The 18,329-nt window shown below is 58.1% G+C and carries 10 protein-coding genes; 6 read left to right on the top strand and 4 right to left on the bottom strand.

What is annotated here, in order from left to right; translation table 11 throughout:
- Positions 1–28 precede the first annotated feature (28 nt).
- The 4 genes from J3364_RS03075 (at position 29) to J3364_RS03060 (ending at position 4,712) form a co-directional block, all read left to right on the top strand.
- Positions 29–1,051, top strand: a complete 1,023-nt coding sequence (locus tag J3364_RS03075; RefSeq protein WP_349556598.1) for a hypothetical protein — start codon at positions 29–31, stop codon at positions 1,049–1,051.
- Positions 1,052–1,237: 186 nt separating this feature from the next.
- Entirely contained in the window at positions 1,238–2,260 is a 1,023-nt protein-coding gene (locus tag J3364_RS03070) for a hypothetical protein (RefSeq protein ID WP_349556596.1), read from the top strand.
- Between the two features lie 278 nt (positions 2,261–2,538).
- Complete coding sequence (locus J3364_RS03065) at positions 2,539–3,564, top strand: hypothetical protein (RefSeq protein WP_349556594.1); 1,026 nt, start codon at positions 2,539–2,541, stop codon at positions 3,562–3,564.
- A 128-nt stretch (positions 3,565–3,692) separates the two neighbouring features.
- Complete coding sequence (locus J3364_RS03060) at positions 3,693–4,712, top strand: hypothetical protein (RefSeq protein WP_349556592.1); 1,020 nt, start codon at positions 3,693–3,695, stop codon at positions 4,710–4,712.
- 448 nt (positions 4,713–5,160) lie between these two features.
- Here J3364_RS03060 and J3364_RS03055 read toward each other — a convergent pair whose 3' ends face one another.
- A complete protein-coding gene (locus tag J3364_RS03055; protein ID WP_349556590.1) occupies positions 5,161–9,702 on the bottom strand; it encodes a Kelch repeat-containing protein in 4,542 nt (1,513 codons plus the stop codon).
- Positions 9,703–9,885: 183 nt separating this feature from the next.
- Here J3364_RS03055 and J3364_RS03050 point away from each other — a divergent pair, with 183 nt between their 5' ends.
- Both J3364_RS03050 and xrt read left to right on the top strand, forming a co-directional pair.
- Entirely contained in the window at positions 9,886–10,869 is a 984-nt protein-coding gene (locus J3364_RS03050) for a GNAT family N-acetyltransferase (RefSeq protein ID WP_349556588.1), read from the top strand.
- A gap of 63 nt (positions 10,870–10,932) precedes the next feature.
- Positions 10,933–12,495 (top strand): exosortase, encoded by a 1,563-nt coding sequence (gene xrt / locus J3364_RS03045; RefSeq protein WP_349556586.1) that lies wholly within the window; start codon positions 10,933–10,935, stop codon positions 12,493–12,495.
- Between the two features lie 6 nt (positions 12,496–12,501).
- Here xrt and J3364_RS03040 read toward each other — a convergent pair whose 3' ends face one another.
- The 3 genes from J3364_RS03040 to J3364_RS03030 all read right to left on the bottom strand — a co-directional run bounded on the left by J3364_RS03040 (position 12,502) and on the right by J3364_RS03030 (position 18,300).
- On the bottom strand, positions 12,502–14,349 hold the full coding sequence (locus J3364_RS03040; RefSeq protein ID WP_349556584.1) for a PA14 domain-containing protein: 1,848 nt from the start codon (positions 14,347–14,349) through the stop codon (positions 12,502–12,504).
- Positions 14,350–14,776: 427 nt separating this feature from the next.
- Positions 14,777–15,466, bottom strand: coding sequence for a PEP-CTERM sorting domain-containing protein (locus J3364_RS03035; RefSeq protein ID WP_349556583.1), 690 nt, complete (start codon positions 15,464–15,466; stop codon positions 14,777–14,779).
- Between the two features lie 146 nt (positions 15,467–15,612).
- Positions 15,613–18,300, bottom strand: coding sequence for a tetratricopeptide repeat protein (locus tag J3364_RS03030; protein WP_349556581.1), 2,688 nt, complete (start codon positions 18,298–18,300; stop codon positions 15,613–15,615).
- Positions 18,301–18,329: the final 29 nt, after the last annotated feature.

Genomic DNA, 18,329 nt, shown 5'->3' with positions numbered 1-18,329 from the left:
ATATCACAGATGGTGGAGGAACAGGGGTTTGACTGATCCTGAGAAGACCGAACATAGCGGGGCTTCATACTCGGAAACGGCCTATCGCTCCGATGCCTTGCCAAGTCAGGCTCCCCTGAGTGATCCGGGAGGATTTGCCCGCGCCCTGGAAGGTCTGAATTTTGTCGAGCGGCTGCCTACCGGCAGTTATGCTGGTTTAGATATTGATGTCGATCCTGATGTCGTTGAGCATTTTCAGGATCGGGCGCGCGGAACGGCGGACTTTTCGGGGCCAACTTGGAATCATGAAACAATGCCTACCGACCTAATCAAAACTCGTTGGGAATTTATACTAGTCTTAGCGGGGGCGCTCGGTGATCGTTTTGTTTTCTGCGTTTTTGCGTTAGCCGTTATTGGAACTTGTCTCTCAATGATTGCTTTCGGGGTGGGGTTTGGCGTTGCCGTTCAGATGTATCTATGGCCATTCGTATGGCTTGTCGGGCTCCATCTTTTTTTTCGATACCCCTTTAAGTGGCTCTTGGAGCGCCATCCAGAGATCATGGTTCGCGACCTCGGCTGCGGTTTTTTCCGTATGACGGGAAAAATTAAATTTCGCACATATCGGGGCAAAGAAACCTTCGAGGCCCCCTTCATCGAGTTCGATCCTTATATCGCCTATCACGTCCAGCCCAATGGCCCGGTGAGCTATAAACTGGTTCTGCGACACCGTTATCGGGGGCGTCAGACGGAGGTGGCTACTGTTCCGCAGGGACGAAAGACCGAACTTTATGCCGTCTGGGACCAGTTGCAGCGTTACATGGACGTGAGCCAGCCCCTGCCGGACATCCCGGCCCTGGAAGCCTACCGGTCCCTCGACCCCACAACCGCGGCCTATGATGCCGCCGGTAAGCGGGGTCGACCTGCAGACTATTGGGTCACACTGGATCTGGACTGGTGGAAGCGGGAAGGGTATCCCGAGCACATGAAAAAGATTGCAGAATTCCCGTGGGACAGTCTGGAGGACAAGATGGAAGACAGTGTGCCGAATTTGCGTGAGGCCGCGATGGCCTGATTACCCGCGCCGCTGGCAGGTGCCATTGTGGCGTTCGCGCTTTACTGCCCAAGATACCCTCCGAACAAGTCGAAACGGACTTTGCGGTCAAACGCCTAAAGCTGACGTTCGAGGTGGATGTCTGGCAACGCGCCTCGGGCCAATACGAATCCCGTAAAGTCTCACACGTTATGGAGAACCTGGACATTGAGCGAATGCACTGACAGCGTGGAACAAGGGGATAGCCCCTATCGGGACACCACCTTTCGGTCCGATGCCATCCCCCGGCAGGCACCGCTGAACGACCCCGGCGCTTTTGCCCGGGCCCTGGAAGGCTTGAACACGCTTGAGCGGCTGCCCACTGGCAGTTACGCGGGGCTGGACATTGACGTGAACCCCGAGGTGGTCGAGAACTTCCAGGAGCGAGCCGCCGGTGAAATGAAACTGGCGGGGCCTCCATGGAATCATGAGGCAAAGCCTTCAAACCTGATCAAGACGCGATGGCAAATGATATTGCTATTCGCAGGGGGGATTGCCGACCGTTTTGTTTTTTGGCTTTTCTTTATTGGCGCATTTCTCATGTATTTAGTTTCTCTCTTCGCACATGGGTTTATGGCCTCAATTAATGAGGGGATATTGCCAATGCTTTGCATTTGGGGGCTCCATGCCTTTTTTCGATACCCCTTCACCTGGTACTTGGAACGTCACCCGGAAGTCATGGTCCGGGACTTAGGTTGCGGCTTTTTCCGCACGACGGGCAAGATCAAATTCCGCACCTATTGGGGCAAGGAGACGTTCGAAGCCCCCTTTATCGAGTTCGATCCCTACATCACGTACCACGTTCAGCCCAATGGGCCGGTGGAGAACAAACTGATCCTGCGCCACCGGTATTCCGGACACCAGACCGAGGTGGCCACCGTGCCGGATAGCCGGCGGTACGAGCTTTATGCCGACTGGGACCAGTTGCAACGCTACATGGACGTGAGTCAGCCCCTGCCGGATATCCCGGCCCTAGAAGCATATCGCCCGCTGGACCCGACAACCGCCGCCTACGATGCGGCCGGTAAACGGGGCCGGCCCGCGGATTACTGGCTCAAGCTGGACCTGGAATGGTGGAAGCGGGAGGGGTATCCAGAGCACATGAAAAAGATCCGGGAATTTCCCTGGAGCAGCCTCGAAGACAGGATGGAAGACAGTGTGCCGAATTTGCGCGAGGCCGCGATGGCCTGATTGGCCGCTGTTACCCGCGCCATCGGAAGCTGGCAAGGTAGCGACGGGAGCCCTCCATCAAGCCATTGAAGTCAGGTACGACGAACGCCGTCAAGCCATCGATTTCATGGTCGGCAAGGCCCAGCTCCGAGGCCTTACCGCCCAGGCGCCCTACGAACATGTCGAAACGGACTTTGCGGTGAAACGCCTAAAGCTGACGTTCGAGGTGGATGTCTGGCAACGATCCTCGGGCCGGTACGAGTCCCAGGAAATCTCACTCGTTATGGAGAACCTCGACATTGAGCGAATGCACTGACAGCGTGGAACAAGGGACGAGCCCCTATCGGGACACCACCTTTCGGTCAGATGCCATCCCCCGGCAGGCACCACTGAACGACCCCGGCGCTTTTGCCCGGGCTCTGGAAGGCTTGAACACGCTTGAACGGCTGCCCATGGGCAGCTATGCGGGCCTGGACATTGATGTGAACCCAGAGGTAGTCGAAAGCTTCCAGGAGCGAGCTGCAGGTGAGGTGAGACTGGCTGGGCCATCGTGGAATCATCAGACAAAGCCGTCAAATCTGATCAAGACACGATGGCAAATAATACTGCTATTTGCAGGGGGGCTTGCCGACCGGTTTGTTTTTGGCATTTTTGCTTTCTCTTGTGTAGCTTCCTTTATACTTGTTGTTGCTTTTGGTTTGGATTTCTTGGTCGCCACACGATTGTTTTGGGGGCCATTCTTCGGCCTAATTGGTCTCCATTTATTTTTTAGGCACCCTTTCACTTGGTATCTGGAACGTCACCCTGAAGTTGTAGTTCGGGATCTGGGCTGCGGTTTTTTCCGCACAACGGGCACGATCAAGTTTCGCACCTATTGGGGCAAGGAGACGTTTGAAGCCCCCTTTATCGAGTTTGATCCCTACATCACGTACCACGTTCAGCCCAATGGGCCAGTGGAGAACAAACTGATCCTGCGCCACCGGTATTCCGGACACCAGACCGAGGTGGCCACGGTGCCGGATAGCCGGCGGTACGAGCTTTATGCCGACTGGGACCAGTTGCAGCGCTACATGGACGTGAGCCAGCCCCTGCCGGACATCCCGGCCCTGGAAGCCTATCGGTCACTCGATCCTACAACCGCCGCCTACGATGCGGCCGGCAAACGGGGCCGACCCGCGGACTACTGGGTCAAACTGGACCTGGACTGGTGGAAGCGGGAAGGGTATCCCGAGCACATGAAGAAGATCGCAGAATTCCCGTGGGACAGCCTGGAGGACAAGATGGAAGACAGTGTGCCGAATTTGCGCGAGGCCGCGATGGCCTGACTGAGGTCTCCGTCGAAAAGGTTTCACACGCCATGGATGATCTGGATATCGAGCAACTGTAGTCCTGGCCTGCATCTTGAGGGCATTGGGGAAACAGCTGATATCACAGATGGTGGAGGAACAGGGGTTTGACTGATCCTGAGAAGACCGAACATAGCGGGGCTTCATACTCGGAAACGGCCTATCGCTCCGATGCCTTGCCAAGTCAGGCTCCCCTGAGTGATCCGGGAGGATTTGCCCGCGCCCTGGAAGGGCTGAATTTTGTCGAGCGGCTGCCGACCGGCAGTTATGCTGGTTTGGATATTGATGTCGATCCTGATGTTGTTGAGCATTTTCAGGATCGGGCGCGTGGTGAGATGAACCTCGTGGGGCCACCGTGGGATCACCGAGCGAAGCCCAATAATCTGATAAAGACGCGCTGGGAATTGGTGCTATTGTTCGCGACGTGCATGACTGACAGGATTATTTTCGGTATTTTTGCATTCAGTTGCGTTGTCACATTTCTTATCTCGATTTTTGTCGTGGATTTCGTGCTCGCTCTAAAATTGAATTCATGGCCAATTTTGGGGCTTTTAAGCCTCCATCTCTTTTTTCGCTATCCTTTCAAGTGGCTCTTGGAGCGCTATCCAGAGATCATAGTTCGCGATCTCGGTTGCGGCTTTTTCCGTACGGCGGGAAAAATCAAATTCCGCACCTACTGGGGCAAAGAAACCTTCGAGGCCCCCTTCATCGAGTTCGATCCTTATATCGCCTATCACGTCCAGCCCAATGGCCCGGTGAGCTATAAACTGGTTCTGCGGCACCGTTATCGAGGGCGTCAAACGGAGGTGGCTACTGTTCCGCAGGGACGAAAGATCGAGCTCTATGCCGTCTGGGACCAGTTGCAGCGCTATATGGACGTGAGCCAGCCCCTGCCGGACATTCCTGCCCTGGAAGCCTACCGGTCCCTCGACCCCACAACCGCGGCCTATGATGCCGCCGGTAAGCGGGGTCGACCTGCAGACTATTGGGTCACACTGGATCTGGACTGGTGGAAGCGGGAAGGGTATCCCGAGCACATGAAAAAGATTGCAGAATTCCCGTGGGACAGTCTGGAGGACAAGATGGAAGACAGTGTGCCGAATTTGCGTGAGGCCGCGATGGCCTGATTACCCGCGCCGCTGGCAGGTGCCATTGTGGCGTTCGCGCTTTACTGCCCAAGATACCCTCCGAACAAGTCGAAACGGACTTTGCGGTCAAACGCCTAAAGCTGACGTTCGAGGTGCATGAGCCAAAGGCGAAAAGTTTGAAAGCATAGGTCATTATTCCGTTCACTTTATTTTCACTGTGCATGGTTTCCTTGATTCTTGCCGGGCAGCGGCGTGGTGCCAACGAGTAGCGACGGCAGTAGTGGGAACTCCAATGATTGAACCACCAGATTCAATATTGGTTGCACTCGGCGTAATCGGTCTCACGATGGGCTGTCATGCCAACTGTTTTTGCGTTTGTCGGGGGGGGGGGATGCTTCTGCTTGCTGTCGTTTATCTGGCTAAGGGTGGAAGATAGTGTAAAAAGGGGCTGATCCTGCGATCAGCCCCTTTGGCTTGGCGGGTGGTGTTAGAAGCTCAGCACCTCATGCAGCGTACTGAAGGTGGTGCCGGTGGACAGCCCGCCACCCACAACGTGCACGCTGTTGTTGATGGTGGCGGAGGCCGGTCCATGGCGCGGACTCGGGATCTTGACCAGGCTGCGCCAGGTCTGGGTGGCCGGGTCGTATTCCTCGTTCTGCTCAAACACGCCCGACGGGCTGTCCGGGTTCTGCTCGCCGCCGATGACCTGGATGCGGCCGTTCGCGGTGCCGACGGCCATGGCGCGGCGCCCGGTAGGCATGGGTGTCTGGCCGGTCCAGGTGCCAGTTGCCGGCGAGTATTTCTCCATGCTGACCAGCGTCGGGTCAATCGTTGAACCGTCCGCATTGCGGATACGGCCGCCGAACACGTACAGCTCGTTGTTGAGGACGGCCGAACCGGGGTTGTCACGCCGTGTCTGGAGCGGCGTGACGGTTTGCCAGGTACCACTGGCGGGGGTGTACGCCTCGACCGTGGCCAGGGACGCACCGCTGTTGTTCATGCCACCCACCACATAGATGACCCCGTTGATGACCTGAGCAGTGGCTCCACCACGGGCGGTCGGCATGTTCGGCAGGCTGGTCCAGCTGTTGCTGCCCGGATTGTAGACGGCAGCGTTGCTGACCGCGCCGGAGAAGGGCTCGGTCGAGCCGCCGAAGACATACAGTTGGCCGTTGTGGGCGACGACGGCAGCGTTCTCGACACCCACGCCCGGCAGGTTGGCGCCCTGGCTCCAGCTGTTGCTGCTGGCGTTATAGATCCAGAGGCTGGTGAGGTGGCCGTTGCTGTTCTTGCCGCCGACGACGTACATCTTGTCGCCGATCGCCGCACCCGCCGCATCCAGAATGCTGACCGGCAGGTTGGCGTCATTCCCCCAGCATCCGAGACTGACCGGCTGCAGTGACGTGAGCTTATCGCCACCGAACTGGCCGACGAAGATGACGCCATTCGGCGTTTGCGCGAGAGGCAGCGGATCGTTGAACCCGGTGATCAGCGGCGTGCCTTCGATCACGCTGTTGCCGTCCTCACTCAGCTGAACGCGGAAGACGTCGTCGCCAATGGAGTAATCGGCAATCAGCAACTGCCCGTTGAGGAAATCGCCGACGCAGCCGGTGGCGCCCTTGTACTCGATGATGCCGTTGGCGGACTTGTGATCCCCCAGGTTGAAGAACGGCTCGACATAGTTGGGCAGCGGCGCGACGCCTTGGTAGTGGCCGTCCTTGAAGACGCACTCGTCACGGTACGGGTTCGGATGCCCGAAATAGTCCCCTTCGTTGACCAGGTGCAGCAGGTCAGGCTGGACGCCCGGGTTGTCGCCGCCATTGAGGTAGCTGGCTGTATCGCCGAAGCCGAGGCAGGGCGGTGTTGGCGTGGGCGGATAGGTGCCGGTGACGCCAAGCCCGTTGTCGGTAGCGTACATCTTGCCGTTGGAGTGGAACACGAAGTCATAGCTGTTGCGCAGACCGGTGGCGTAGGTCTGCACGTCGCAGGGCGGTGGCCCGAAGATATCGCTGGTGTTGGCGCAGGTGCCGTCAAAACCGGCGGCGAATACGTCCGCCACCAGGATGGCGGCGCTGAGCGGCTGCTCCTGCATGGTGCCGAACTCGGAGTTCGAGTTGTTCGGAGCCCCAGCGCCGGTATTGCCCCCCATGGCGATATACAGCCGGTTGTCCGCGCCAAAGTGGATCGAGTTGATGGAGTGGTTGGCCTTCGCCCTGGGCAGACCGGTGATCACGTGCTGGACCTGGGAGAAGTTCGGGCCGTAGAGACGGCTGACCATGCCGGAATTCGGCTCGCCGTTATCGACCGATGGGCTGGAGTGCGCGAGCCACAGCTCGACGTTACTGGCAGTGGATGTCGGCGAGACGGTAATACCCAGCGTCAGACGCGGGCCGATGGCGTCCTGCAGGGACGTGATGGTCTGCTGGTCGATGATGTTGAAGTCGTCATCGAAGGTGAGGGCTTCCACCGAACCGAACAACTGGGCGACGTACAGGCGGTCATCGGGGCCCCAGACCATGGAGGTCGGGTAGTCGACGTTGTAGTTCTTACGCACGAAGTCGAGGCTGGAGGACGGTGACTCCGGAGTGCCGCCGACTTCCAGGGTGAATTCGTCGAACTGGTAGGTCTGCGGTGTTGCGCTGCCGCGGTTGGTGGCAAAGATACCCGCGAAGCTGCGCGTTCCGATTTCCGGATCGATACCGGCGGCATCAAAGCTGAAGAATTCATCCGGTGGCGACAGCGTCGCTAACTGGTTAGTGGTCCCGCCTTCGATGGCGTAGTGGACTTCGACGGTGCGGGTATACGGGTTGACGACCATCATGAAGGTGATGTCCTTCCCGTACAGATCGCCGGCAGCGACGGTGCGTTCGACGGCCGTCAGCCCACCGATTTCCATCAGGTAGTGCAGGCGTGGCCCTTCCGGTCGGGAGATGATGACCAGCTTGATGTAGTTGTCTTCGTCGGTGCCGAACCAGAGGCCCGCCTGCTCATAGTTGCCGGTGCCGGTAGGCACGTTCTTGAGCTGTGTGGTGATGCGGGTGATCTGGTTGGGGGCGGCAAAGCCCACGCCGAGGGCGTTATCCTGGGAATTGTTGGACAGGTACTGGATGCCCGATGTGGTGGTCAGATTCAGTACGCCATCCAGGAAGTTCATCTCCAGGTTGTCCGGGATATAGCCGGTGCCGGCTGAGGGCTGGTCCACCCAGGTAAAGCCGGTGCCCAGACCGTTCTTGTCCATGAGGTGGCCCTGGCTTTCGGTGAACGTGAGCTGGTAGGGCAGGTCCACCTTGACGTCGGTGCAGACCACCGGGGCGCACTTGTCGTTGCTGGTCAGGTTAAGCGTGACCGGAACATCCACGTTGGGGAATCCGCTGGCGGTAATGGTCAGCGTGGCGCCATAGCTGCCCGACGCCAGGCCGGTGCCATCGACGCTCACCTGAATGCTGTCTGGTGTGTTGCCGGAGGTCGGTGAGGCTTGCAGCCAGGGCATGTTGGTGCTGACGGTAAAGGCGTGGGATTCACTGTTGGAATGCGTGATGTTCAGCGTCTGGGACGCGATCGTGGAGCCCGGGGTGCCGGAAAAGACCAGGCTGGACGGGCTGGCAACGAGGGTATCCGGGTCATCCGTGATCGTCAGCGTGTAAACCAGCTCGCCAGCGATGTAGCCGTCTGCGTCGGCGGTCAGCTTCCCGGTGTAGTTACCGGCAGCAAGTCCATCCGGCGAGGCCTTTACGGTAATGGTCGCCGGCGTGGTGCCTGAATTGGCGCTGAAGGTCAGCCAGCTGGCATTCGATGTGATATCGAACGGGGCGCCCGAATTATCGCTGCTGGTCAGGTTCACATTCTGTTGCAGGACGTCGGTACTGCCTACAGGGCGTGATCCAGCGAGGCTGGTTTGTGCGAAATTCAACGTTGCTGAGTCGTTGGACACCGTGAAAAAGACGGTGGTTTCATGCGTCGTTCCATCCTTGGCAAGGACGACGGCCGTCAACGTGTTGTTGCCTTCGGGTAACGAGGTGGTATCGAACGGGATGGCCAGATCCGTTGCTGTGGTGCCAGCCAAGTCGTAGGGAGGCAGGTTTTCCTTCTTGGCCGGGGCGCCGGTCTTGAGCGGGTCATTGATGTAGAAGTAAACCCGCGTAATAGACTGGTTGTCCGGCACGAACACGTACACATCACCTGAGACGGTGGCCCCCTGCAGTCCATTCGCACCGCTTCGATCGGCAGCCAGGCTGTAGACGATGGGATAGAGGCTGCTGTCGTCAGGTACGATCTCAAGGACGACGGTCAGCGAATCACTGGCATAGCCGTTCGCTGTGGCGGTCACGTTGGCGGTATATGAGCCCGGAGCAAGGCCGTTGGGCGAAGCGGTAAGAGTCAGCACGTCGGGTGTGGTGCCAGATGAGGGGCTGACGCTGAGCCAGCTTGCGTCGTCGCTGATGGAGAAATCAGCGTTCGCACTCTGGTTGGTTTCCAGCGACACGTTCGCCGATTGGGTCTGGGTGTCGTTTTCGGTTGCCAGGAAGCTGAAGCTGGCGTTCGAGAATTCGAGCTGGGGTACGGCATTGTTGACCGTAAATGCAGCCGACAGCACTTCTGTGGCGCCGCTGGTATAGGTCACCAGGGCATACAGCGTGTGCTGTCCATCGTTGATCGCGTTGGTATTGAACGGGAGTGCCAGGTCATTGTCGGCCGTACCACCCAGATCGAAAGGCGCGATGTTTTCCCGCTTGAACAACGTGGAGGGTGGCGGAGAATCGAAATAGAACTCGACTCGTCGAATGCCGTCTATAGGAGCAGCGAAGATATAAACGTCATCGGTCAGTTCCATGCCGCTCAAACTGGCCGGGGATGACCGATCGGGAAACGAGCTGACCAGAAGCGAAGGCGCCGCTGTGGCAAAGCCGGAAAGGCCAAGCATGAACGCAAGCAGGAACCAGCGCATCAGGTATTGGAAACAGGCCCAAAGCCGGATTTCTCTCTTGTTATCTCCGGGCGTTTTGGCGAATGTGCCGAGTAATTGTTTCATTTGGACAGAACCTCCCGACGGATCAGACACTCCACACGGGCGGAATCGCATATAGAATGCCAAACGGGCAGATCGTGTAGGGATTACAGTGTGATAACCTGCATTTTCTGTCTGCAAAAACGACACTCATGTAAGTTTTTTCGACAAGGATTGCGGCTCGATGCAGAAGGATGACGCCTTGCTATGACGCTGTTTCAAACCCGTGCATGGCAGGATGCCTGGTGGTCGGTGTGGGGGAATACGGCCGGTTTCAGCCTGGTCCGTTCCGGCCAGGGTGACGTGTCTGGTCTGTATACGGATCGTTACAGGTTTCGCGGTATTTTCCCGATTCGCTGCCTGCAGTTTGTGGGCACCAATTATCGCCGGCTTTCGACGCCGCGCACGGAATACAACGGTTTGATCGAGCCTGGCCTGGAACGTGCGGAACGCGACATGGGGCCGTATCGTGCATTGTTGGAGACGCCCTGGTCTGAAGCTGTTTTCCGGGACATCGTCCAGGACGGCCCTGATCATCGGGCTCTGAAGCAGCTGGCGGAGGAGTGGGGACTCGACAGCCGGGAGGTGGCCAGCGATGTCGCCTATCAGGTTCGCACATCGGGTGATTTCCAGGCCTATGTCGCTGGTTTGGGAAGCAACACCCGGCTTCGATTCTATAACCGGCGCAAGATTCTGGAATCTCTGGGTGACCTTTCAATCCGGAACGTGTGGACAAGCGATCCGGCGGCTTTTTTTGAGCGGCTGAACGACTTCCATGCCGAACGGTGGGGGACACCCTGTTTTGGACGGGAGAGCTTGCTGTTCCACCGTCGGTTCCTCGATGGACTGACGGACGAGGATGGAGTACCGGAGCTATCCGTGATGGAAATTGACGGGAAGGCCGTCTCGGTGCTCTATAACGTCCGGTTTAAAGGGCGCACCTACAACCTCCAGTCCGGCTTTGTCGAAGGTTTTCACCGTAAGCTGGCGTTCGGGTCATTGCATCTCGGATACGCCATCGAGGATGCTTTCATGGACCCGGACATAGCCTGTTTCGATTTGTTGGCAGGGCAGGGGAAAAACAGTAATTATAAGCAGCATATTGCGACAGACAGCGTGACTTTGGTGTCGTTAATGCTGGTCCGGTCGACTTTCTACAAGTGGCTTTACCGGGTCAAACCACAACAGTAAACAGTCTCGTGGAAGCGGCATCGTACGTCGGCTTTCAGGCGCTAACGGGTTGGGATGTTGAAGATGGATCGAGGGAACGCGGTATCAGGTATCAGGGTGTGGTCGCCGGTTGTTTTTCTGCTGGCCTTTGTCGCCGGGACCTATCCCATATTGGCCGGCATCGCCGAACGGTGGGTGAAATGGGATGAGGCCTATTCCCACGGCCTGATTCTGTTCGCCGTTTGCCTGTACCTGACCGTTCAGAAGTTGCGCCGGGTTCGTCCGGTGGCCGGGTTCTACTGGCCCTGGCTGGTGCCGCTGGTCCTATCGGCCGTCCTGTATGGCATTGGCGGGATGCTCCGGATTGAGGCGGTTCAGCAGGTCATGCTGTTGCCCATTCTATTCTCCGGCTTGTTGGTCCAATGGGGTTGGCGTCAGACGATCCCTTTCCTGATCCCCATTGGTCTGATCGTTTTCGCGATTCCCTTCTGGGACTACCTCGCGTGGTACCTGCAGCTGATCACGGTGGCGGTCAACCAGCTGTTTCTTTCCCAATTGGGCATCAACTTCGTCGTCGAGGGCGTGTTTGTTTACTTCCCGGGAATTGGCGCCTTTGAGATTGCCCATGGCTGTTCGGGGCTGCGGTATTTGCTGGTCGGCCTGACGCTGACCTTTCTGTACAGCGAGCTCAATCTTGCCACCGTCCGGGCACGCATCGCATTGATCAGTTTTGGAGCCATCCTGGCGCTGGTGGCGAATTGGGTGAGGGTGTTTGTGATCATCCACACCGGCTATGCCACCAAGATGACGTCGTCGCTGGTCAACCATCACGATACGTTTGGCTGGTGGGTGTTTGCGGCGACGCTGGTGCCTGTCTTCGTTTTTGCGCGCTGGCTGGAGAAGCGTGAAGACGCAGCGGCTCCGCAGGACGCTCCGCAAAGCGTCAAGACTTCCGGGACGGGGCGCTCGGCGCTGGCTGGACTCTCGACGTCCGCCATACCCCTGATCCTGCTTGCGATTGCGTTCTGGCCGGGAACGATTTCCAGGGCGGGTAACGTCAGTACGGACGTTCAGCATCGCGGACTGGATGTTTTTGATTCCACCGAGTGGTTGCCACTGTTCGGTAGCGGTCTGGCGGCCTGGCATCCGATCGTGGAGCGACCGGATCGTTCTTTCGAGCAAACCTACGTACGGCGGGGAACGCTTGAGAGCGAGGGACAGGGGCAGCAGCTTCCACACTACTTTGTCGGTCTCTACAGCTACGACTATCAGAGGCAGGGCGGAGAAGTGATTCAATACGGCAATCACATCTACGATGGCGAGGCGTTTCTTCCGAGTCAGGCCTTTAATGTCGGGCCCAAGGGCGAGTCGGCGATGGCCGGTGTGACCATCTCAGCCCATAACGACGCCACACCGATTTACATCGCTTACGCCTATTATGTCGAAGGTCGCTGGGAAACCAGCGAACTGCAGGCCAAGCTGGCGCAATTGCCGGGGGCTTTCAACCGGCGCACGGACGCATCCCTGCTGGTGGTCGCCGTTCGCTGTCACGACTGTGATGGGCAGACTGCGCTGGATAAAATTGCGCCCGGCATTCGGGACCGGGCGCAAGACTATATCGACGATGTGTACCTTGAGCGCCAGTGATCCAGCTTATTGAACCTCCTGGGACACTTCGTCCGAAGGTGGACTGATCAGGCCGTTGCTGTCCACGGTTTGTACCGTAAAGTACCAGGTGCCCGAAGAAAGTCCGTCGAACGTGTAGTTGGTCGTGCCGGCGTCGACTTCCTGGGTCTGCCCGAGATTGCCGGACTCCTGGCCGTAATTGATGATGTAGTGATCAATCTCACTCAAGGCGATGGACGATCCATCCAGACGAGTGGAGGGCGCTGTCCAGGACAGGGTGACGTTGCCAGTGGTCGTTGGCGGTGGTGTCGGTTCAGGCTCTGTGCCACCTCCGGTACCGGCTGATGTGGATTCCAGCGTCCAGGGGTTAAGGTCGCTCTGGTAGGCGTCCAGGTTGGTAACACTGCTGCCGTTGTTGACCTGTGAAGCGTCGTTGATCCAGGGATTCAGGCCGTAGCTGAGCTCCCAGGTGTCCGGGATCCCGTCTGAATCGGAATCCTGGGTGCTCGACGCGTCCGGATCAGGCGCAGTGATCGTGCTTTCCTGGGCGACAGTGTTGCCATTGGACTGATCGACGATGGAGAACTGCGCCACGGCATCACCGGAATTCTCGTAGTATTCGATGTTGATGTTGGCCGACTCACCGGCTTGCATACTGCGGGTGTACGAGAAGGTCTCTGTGGCGTGATTGGACCAGTCGTTAATCACACGTTCGCCATTGATGTAGAGCCGCGTGCCGTCATCGGTGCTGAGATTGAATTCGTAGTCTCGGCTGCCACTGCTGTGCGGGGCGGTAAAGATCCCTGTCCAGCGGACGCTGAACCCATCGTTGCCGATGCCACTCATCGGAGAGCCGGATCCCCAGTCGAAGTCGACGGTGGCGTCCTGACGGGTGGCAACGAAGTCATCGAACGCCATGCCGGTAAAGTATTGGCCCACGAAGCCGTTGGTTGTCGGTGCGGTTGATCCGCCTCCGGTTTCTTCCGGCACGTCATCGCTGTTATTCGGGTCGGTACCGGCCTGGTATTCCTGGAGGTTAGTGTAGCCGTCGCCATCTGCATCCCGGGCGGCATCGCTGCCATTGAGCGGATTCAGGTTGTAAGCGAACTCCTGGCCGTCAGGAATGCCGTCTCCGTCGGTATCGGCGTTGTTTTCCTTGGTGCCGATCAGGAACTCGTCGGCGGCGGTCAGGAAGTCGCCGTCGGGATCGGTGTCGGCGTCGTTGGAGTTGGATGGATCAAGGCCGTTGACGGTCTCCCAGTTGTCGTAGAGGCCGTCTGAATCGTTATCCAGTGGCGGGAACTCGGGATTGAAGGAAAGCCCCTGGGTGCTGTCGAAATAGCCAACCCGATACCCGAGTGTATAGGCCTCGGCAGAGGATTGATCCTCATAGTTACCGGATTGGCCTTCACTGTATAGATAGTCGCCGGAGATGACTTCCTGGGAAATGCCCGGCCCAGACCAGGCTACGGCGAAATGCTCACCTCCTGAACCCTGTTTGTGGCGGATTTCAAAGTAATAGCGCTTTCCCCCTTGGAGTACCTGCGTGCCTGACGTTTGGGACGAGTACTTGGTGTAGTTGTACGGGGTGGTGTAGTTCGGCACTGATGCAATGATTTCAGCATTGGAAGGCGATTCGTTGGTGCTGAACCAGAATTGGGTTTCATCGTCACCCGAGACATAAAAGGTGTACTCACCATCGGTCGGGGGCTCAATGTAACCCCGCACCAAACTTCCGTAGTAATTCCCCAGCCCCCCGGGATTGTCCAGAGACGTCAACTCTTTGGTGGTGTTGGGGTTGTCGGGATAGGCGTTGATGCTGGTCAGGTCGGAGACATCAGACCCTGTGATCCCGGTCCAGATCCTGAACTGCACTTTCCCTGGCTCACTGGTTGCCGGCAAGGCCGCGGGTGGCGGGAGTTCGCCGACCTGGGAGGGCCACATCTGGCAACCGTGGATAAATAAGATGGTGCTACCTATCAGCAAAACCTTTGCGTTATGCATAAGTCGTCACCCGAATCGAGTACAAACTTGGCATGGGGATGGCCATTCCGGCGTCCCGCGCCTTTTGGCGAACCCACCAGGGACGCTGAACCCATCACTGTGACCTTGACGGAGTTCTGGCGTCAGGAGAGTGAGTTACACAAAGTATCGTTCCCGCAGAAAGGCCCTGCCACGTGGATTTAGGAATCTTTTGATCTTTAGAGAGGCACGTTATTCGTTTAAATGATGAGCAACAATTTGCCTGGACAATAGGGGAGACAGGCCCGCACAAGGCGGGCCGTTTCGGTCTTCTTTTTGTTTAACGGCGTCTTCGGAACGTAAGAAGGCCACCCAGCCCGAGAGCGAACAGCGCCAGACTGGCGGGCTCGGGTACCGAGATAATCTGGAAGATCGAGAAGTCGCTCTGGTTATTGCATTTACCGGTGCCGCACGTGTTCGAGTAGAGCGCGTCAAAGGTCAGCGAACCGATCAGGTTCTTCCCGAAAATGGCGCCGACATCGACCGTTCCCGGCGAGCCGAAGACCGCGGTGCTGGCGGCCAGGGGAGACATGCTCGAATCGCCGTCGACGGTCAGCGTTACGAAATCATCACCTGGATTGAGGTAGACATTCTTCAGCACGGCAACGCTGGAGCTGCCATCCAGGAAGGTGGCGGTAATCCGGGCGATCTCTTCGACGTCTCCGAATTCCGGTCCGTCGTAGAGAAAGGCGAGGGAGAAGCCACCGAGAACGAAGCCGGATGACGAGCTGGCGGTCAGGCTTTCCCGCAATCCGATTTCATTGGTGCCGGAATCGCCTGCGACACCAACGCCGGCGGCCGTTATACCGTGTTCTGTTTTAGTGCCTAGCTCACCGCCTGTGGCGGAGAAGGTTAAACCGCCGCCATAGCCAGAGGCGATGTCGGTGGCTGTGATGACCGTTGCACTTGCCCCCACAGAAAGCATTCCCATTGACAAGGCAAGTACCAGTCCATTGGTCGGGATACGCATGGCGGAGCCTCCTCCTGCCAACTACATGAGGAAGACAATTGCTGCGATTTACATGCCATGGGGCGTACGGAGAGTGAAATCAAAAAGTTACGTTTGACTTGCCGAACGGCGTTGTAAAGCCGTTCGACAAGTCGCATAACGCGGCATTAGAGCTTGGACAGTATCTTCTCAGCCTCGTCCTGACGTCCTGTCGATTTGTAGGCTTCCGCAAGATGCTGTGCGATTTCAGTGGTTTGCGGTGACAGCTTGTAGGCTTTCTCAAGCACGGGCAGGCTCCCGCTGTGATCCCCCTGCTGGAACAGGATCCAGCCGTAGGTATCGGCAATCGCCGCGGAGTCCGGTTTGAGGTTGTAAGCTTTTTCGGCGAGCTGGCGGGCATCCTGCTTGCCGGATTCGTGGTACAGCCACGCCAGGTTGTTCAGGGCCACCACATTCCGGGGCGAGGTGCTCAGGACTTGCTGGTAAGCGTCCATGGCTTTCTGGGCATCACCACGTGTTTGATAGGCCATGGCAAGCCGCATTTGCAGGGCCTCGTTTCCGGGATGGTCCTCGATACCGTTTTCAAGCGCCTTGATCGCCCGCAGCTCCTGCTGGCTTTCTCCGAGGGCGTCAACGAACAGCAGGGTCAGCTGCGGTGAGTTGTCCTTGGCCAGGGCCAGCTCATAGAGATCCGCCGCTTTGCCGTAACGCTTCTTGTCCTTTTCATGCGCCGCTTCGACGACATAGGGCTGGGGTGAATCCGGGTGTTTCAGGCGGGCTTCCTTGAGGATATCCCGGGCGGCCTTCTCATTGTCCATCTCGAAGTAGACCTGTGCGGTCTGCAGGGCGATGGCTTCGTTGTCCGGGAACAGGACTTGCGCCCGTTTCATGATCGCAAGGGCGTTCTGCTTGTCGTCGGTTTTCAGCTTGTTGCCGGCGACCGAACCGTAAACGTTGGCCACAGCGCCGGTATGCGGTGACAGCTCATTCTCGCTGACCGGCTCAAGCAGGGCGGCGGACAGTTCGTCAGCCCGATTGATGTTATTGGCGCGCAATGCCAGTTCGAGCAGGGCCAGCTTGGGAGCAACAGCCTCAGGATGGTCCTTGGCGACTTGAGCCAGGTAAGCCTGCAGCTGAGCGGGCGAGGTGGCCTGGGCCAGGCCCTGAATGGCTGCTCGGTTATCCGGCGCCTTGGCGATGGCGGCCTTGAACTGGCGGCTGGCTTCGTCTGTGTTGTCCTGGCTCATGGCCAGGCCACCCAGTGCGTTGTTGGCGCGGGGGTCGCTGTCTGACAGTTTCAGCGCCTGGTTGTAGTACTGTCGGGCCTGAGGTGCATCACCGGCGCGGGCCGCCAGGCCACCGCTGACGAGCAGCGCAGTGACGTTGTCCGGCTGTTCCTTGACCCAGGCGCTGGCGGATTCTTCAGCGGCCTGGGTATCGCCGGCCCGGACATAGGCATTGATGATCAGCTGGCGTGCCTGGTCATTGTCCGGTTGCGCTTCCATAACCTTTTCGGCCTGGGCAATGGCGGTGTCGGTATCGCCCTGTTCAACGAGGTAGTTGGCGTACCGCAGACGCAGGTCGTGGTTGTCCGGGTCGAGTTCAAGCGCTTTCTCAATGTACTTGCGACCGGCCTCGTTATCACCACTGGCCAGGTGGGCGATGCCGATCAGCGCCAGGACACCGGGGTCTGTCTGTTTGTCGTCCAGATTCTCGAGCAGTTTGCGGGCTTCCTCCGGACGCTGCAGGCGTAATTGGGTGGCGGCCAGCAGTTTGCTGGCGGCCGGGGAGTCCTGGATCTGGCTGATCGGCTCAAGCAGTTCTTTGGCTTCTTCGACGCGCCCCTGCTGGAAGCGGATCATGCCCAGCATAATGGAACTCTGGACGTGGTTCGGGGCCTGTTTCAGCACTTCGTTCAGATAGCGGGCGGCACCTTCCAGATCGCCCTTACGATAGGCTTCCTGTGCGGCGTCGAAATTGCTCTTGATGGTGCCGGGCGCCGACTTGGCCAGGATTTCCTCGTAGACAAAGGCTTCCGACGATTTGCCTTCCTCGCGAAGCACACTCACCAGCGAGGAGATCGTGGTGTACTTCCGGTACGTCATGATGTCGTACTTCCCGATGTCTTCAAGCGCACGGATATAGGCTTCCTCGGACTTCTCCCATTGCTGCTGTTGCTGGGCCAGTTGGGCCTTCCAGAGCCACAGTTCCGGGTCGTTGGCGTCCACCTCTTCCGCCTGCTTGATCTTTTGCCGGGCGAGATCAGCGTTGCCCTGGGCCATTGCCACCCTGGATAGTCCAATCAGGGCCAGGGTCGATGTGGCGTCGGAATCCAATGCCTTCTGATAGGCGGATTGCGCCTTGTCGTAATTTTTGGCAGCCAGTTGAACGTCGCCCCGCAACAAATCGGCCCGGACCTGCTGGGTCCGGTCCGGTGATTTTAACTGGTCCAGGGCCTTCAGCGCGGCCGCGGTGTCCTGTCGCATGAGGTGGGTTTGGGCGAGGATGAGCTGGATACGGTTCTGGACGTTATCGGTGGTGCCTTTCTCTTGCAGCTGCTTATCGATTTCCTTGACCTGTCGAGCTGCGGTGACGGCGTCACCGGCAGTGATCAGGTTGTCGATAATGATGAAATAGGGATCCACCTTGTGCGGGTTCAGGTCGATGGCGCTGCGCGCTTCAAGGGTACTGGCCTTGAGCTCACCCTGACGCTGGAAAAAACGGGACTGATCCAGATGGCTGAGGTATTGCAGCTCCTGCTGGCTCATTTCTTCCTTGTCGTCACTGCACCCGGTCAGCAGAGAGGTAAAGGCGACTGCCAGCAGGGTAATGCGAAACAACGTCTTCCACTTCATTGTCAGGTCCTTGTCATCCAGATACGGGG

This window comes from Marinobacter sp. NFXS9, assembly GCF_040148665.1.
GTDB classification, from domain to species: domain Bacteria; phylum Pseudomonadota; class Gammaproteobacteria; order Pseudomonadales; family Oleiphilaceae; genus Marinobacter_A; species Marinobacter_A mangrovi.
Note: the sequence above shows the minus strand (reverse complement) of the source record. Positions and strands in the feature narration are given on the sequence as shown.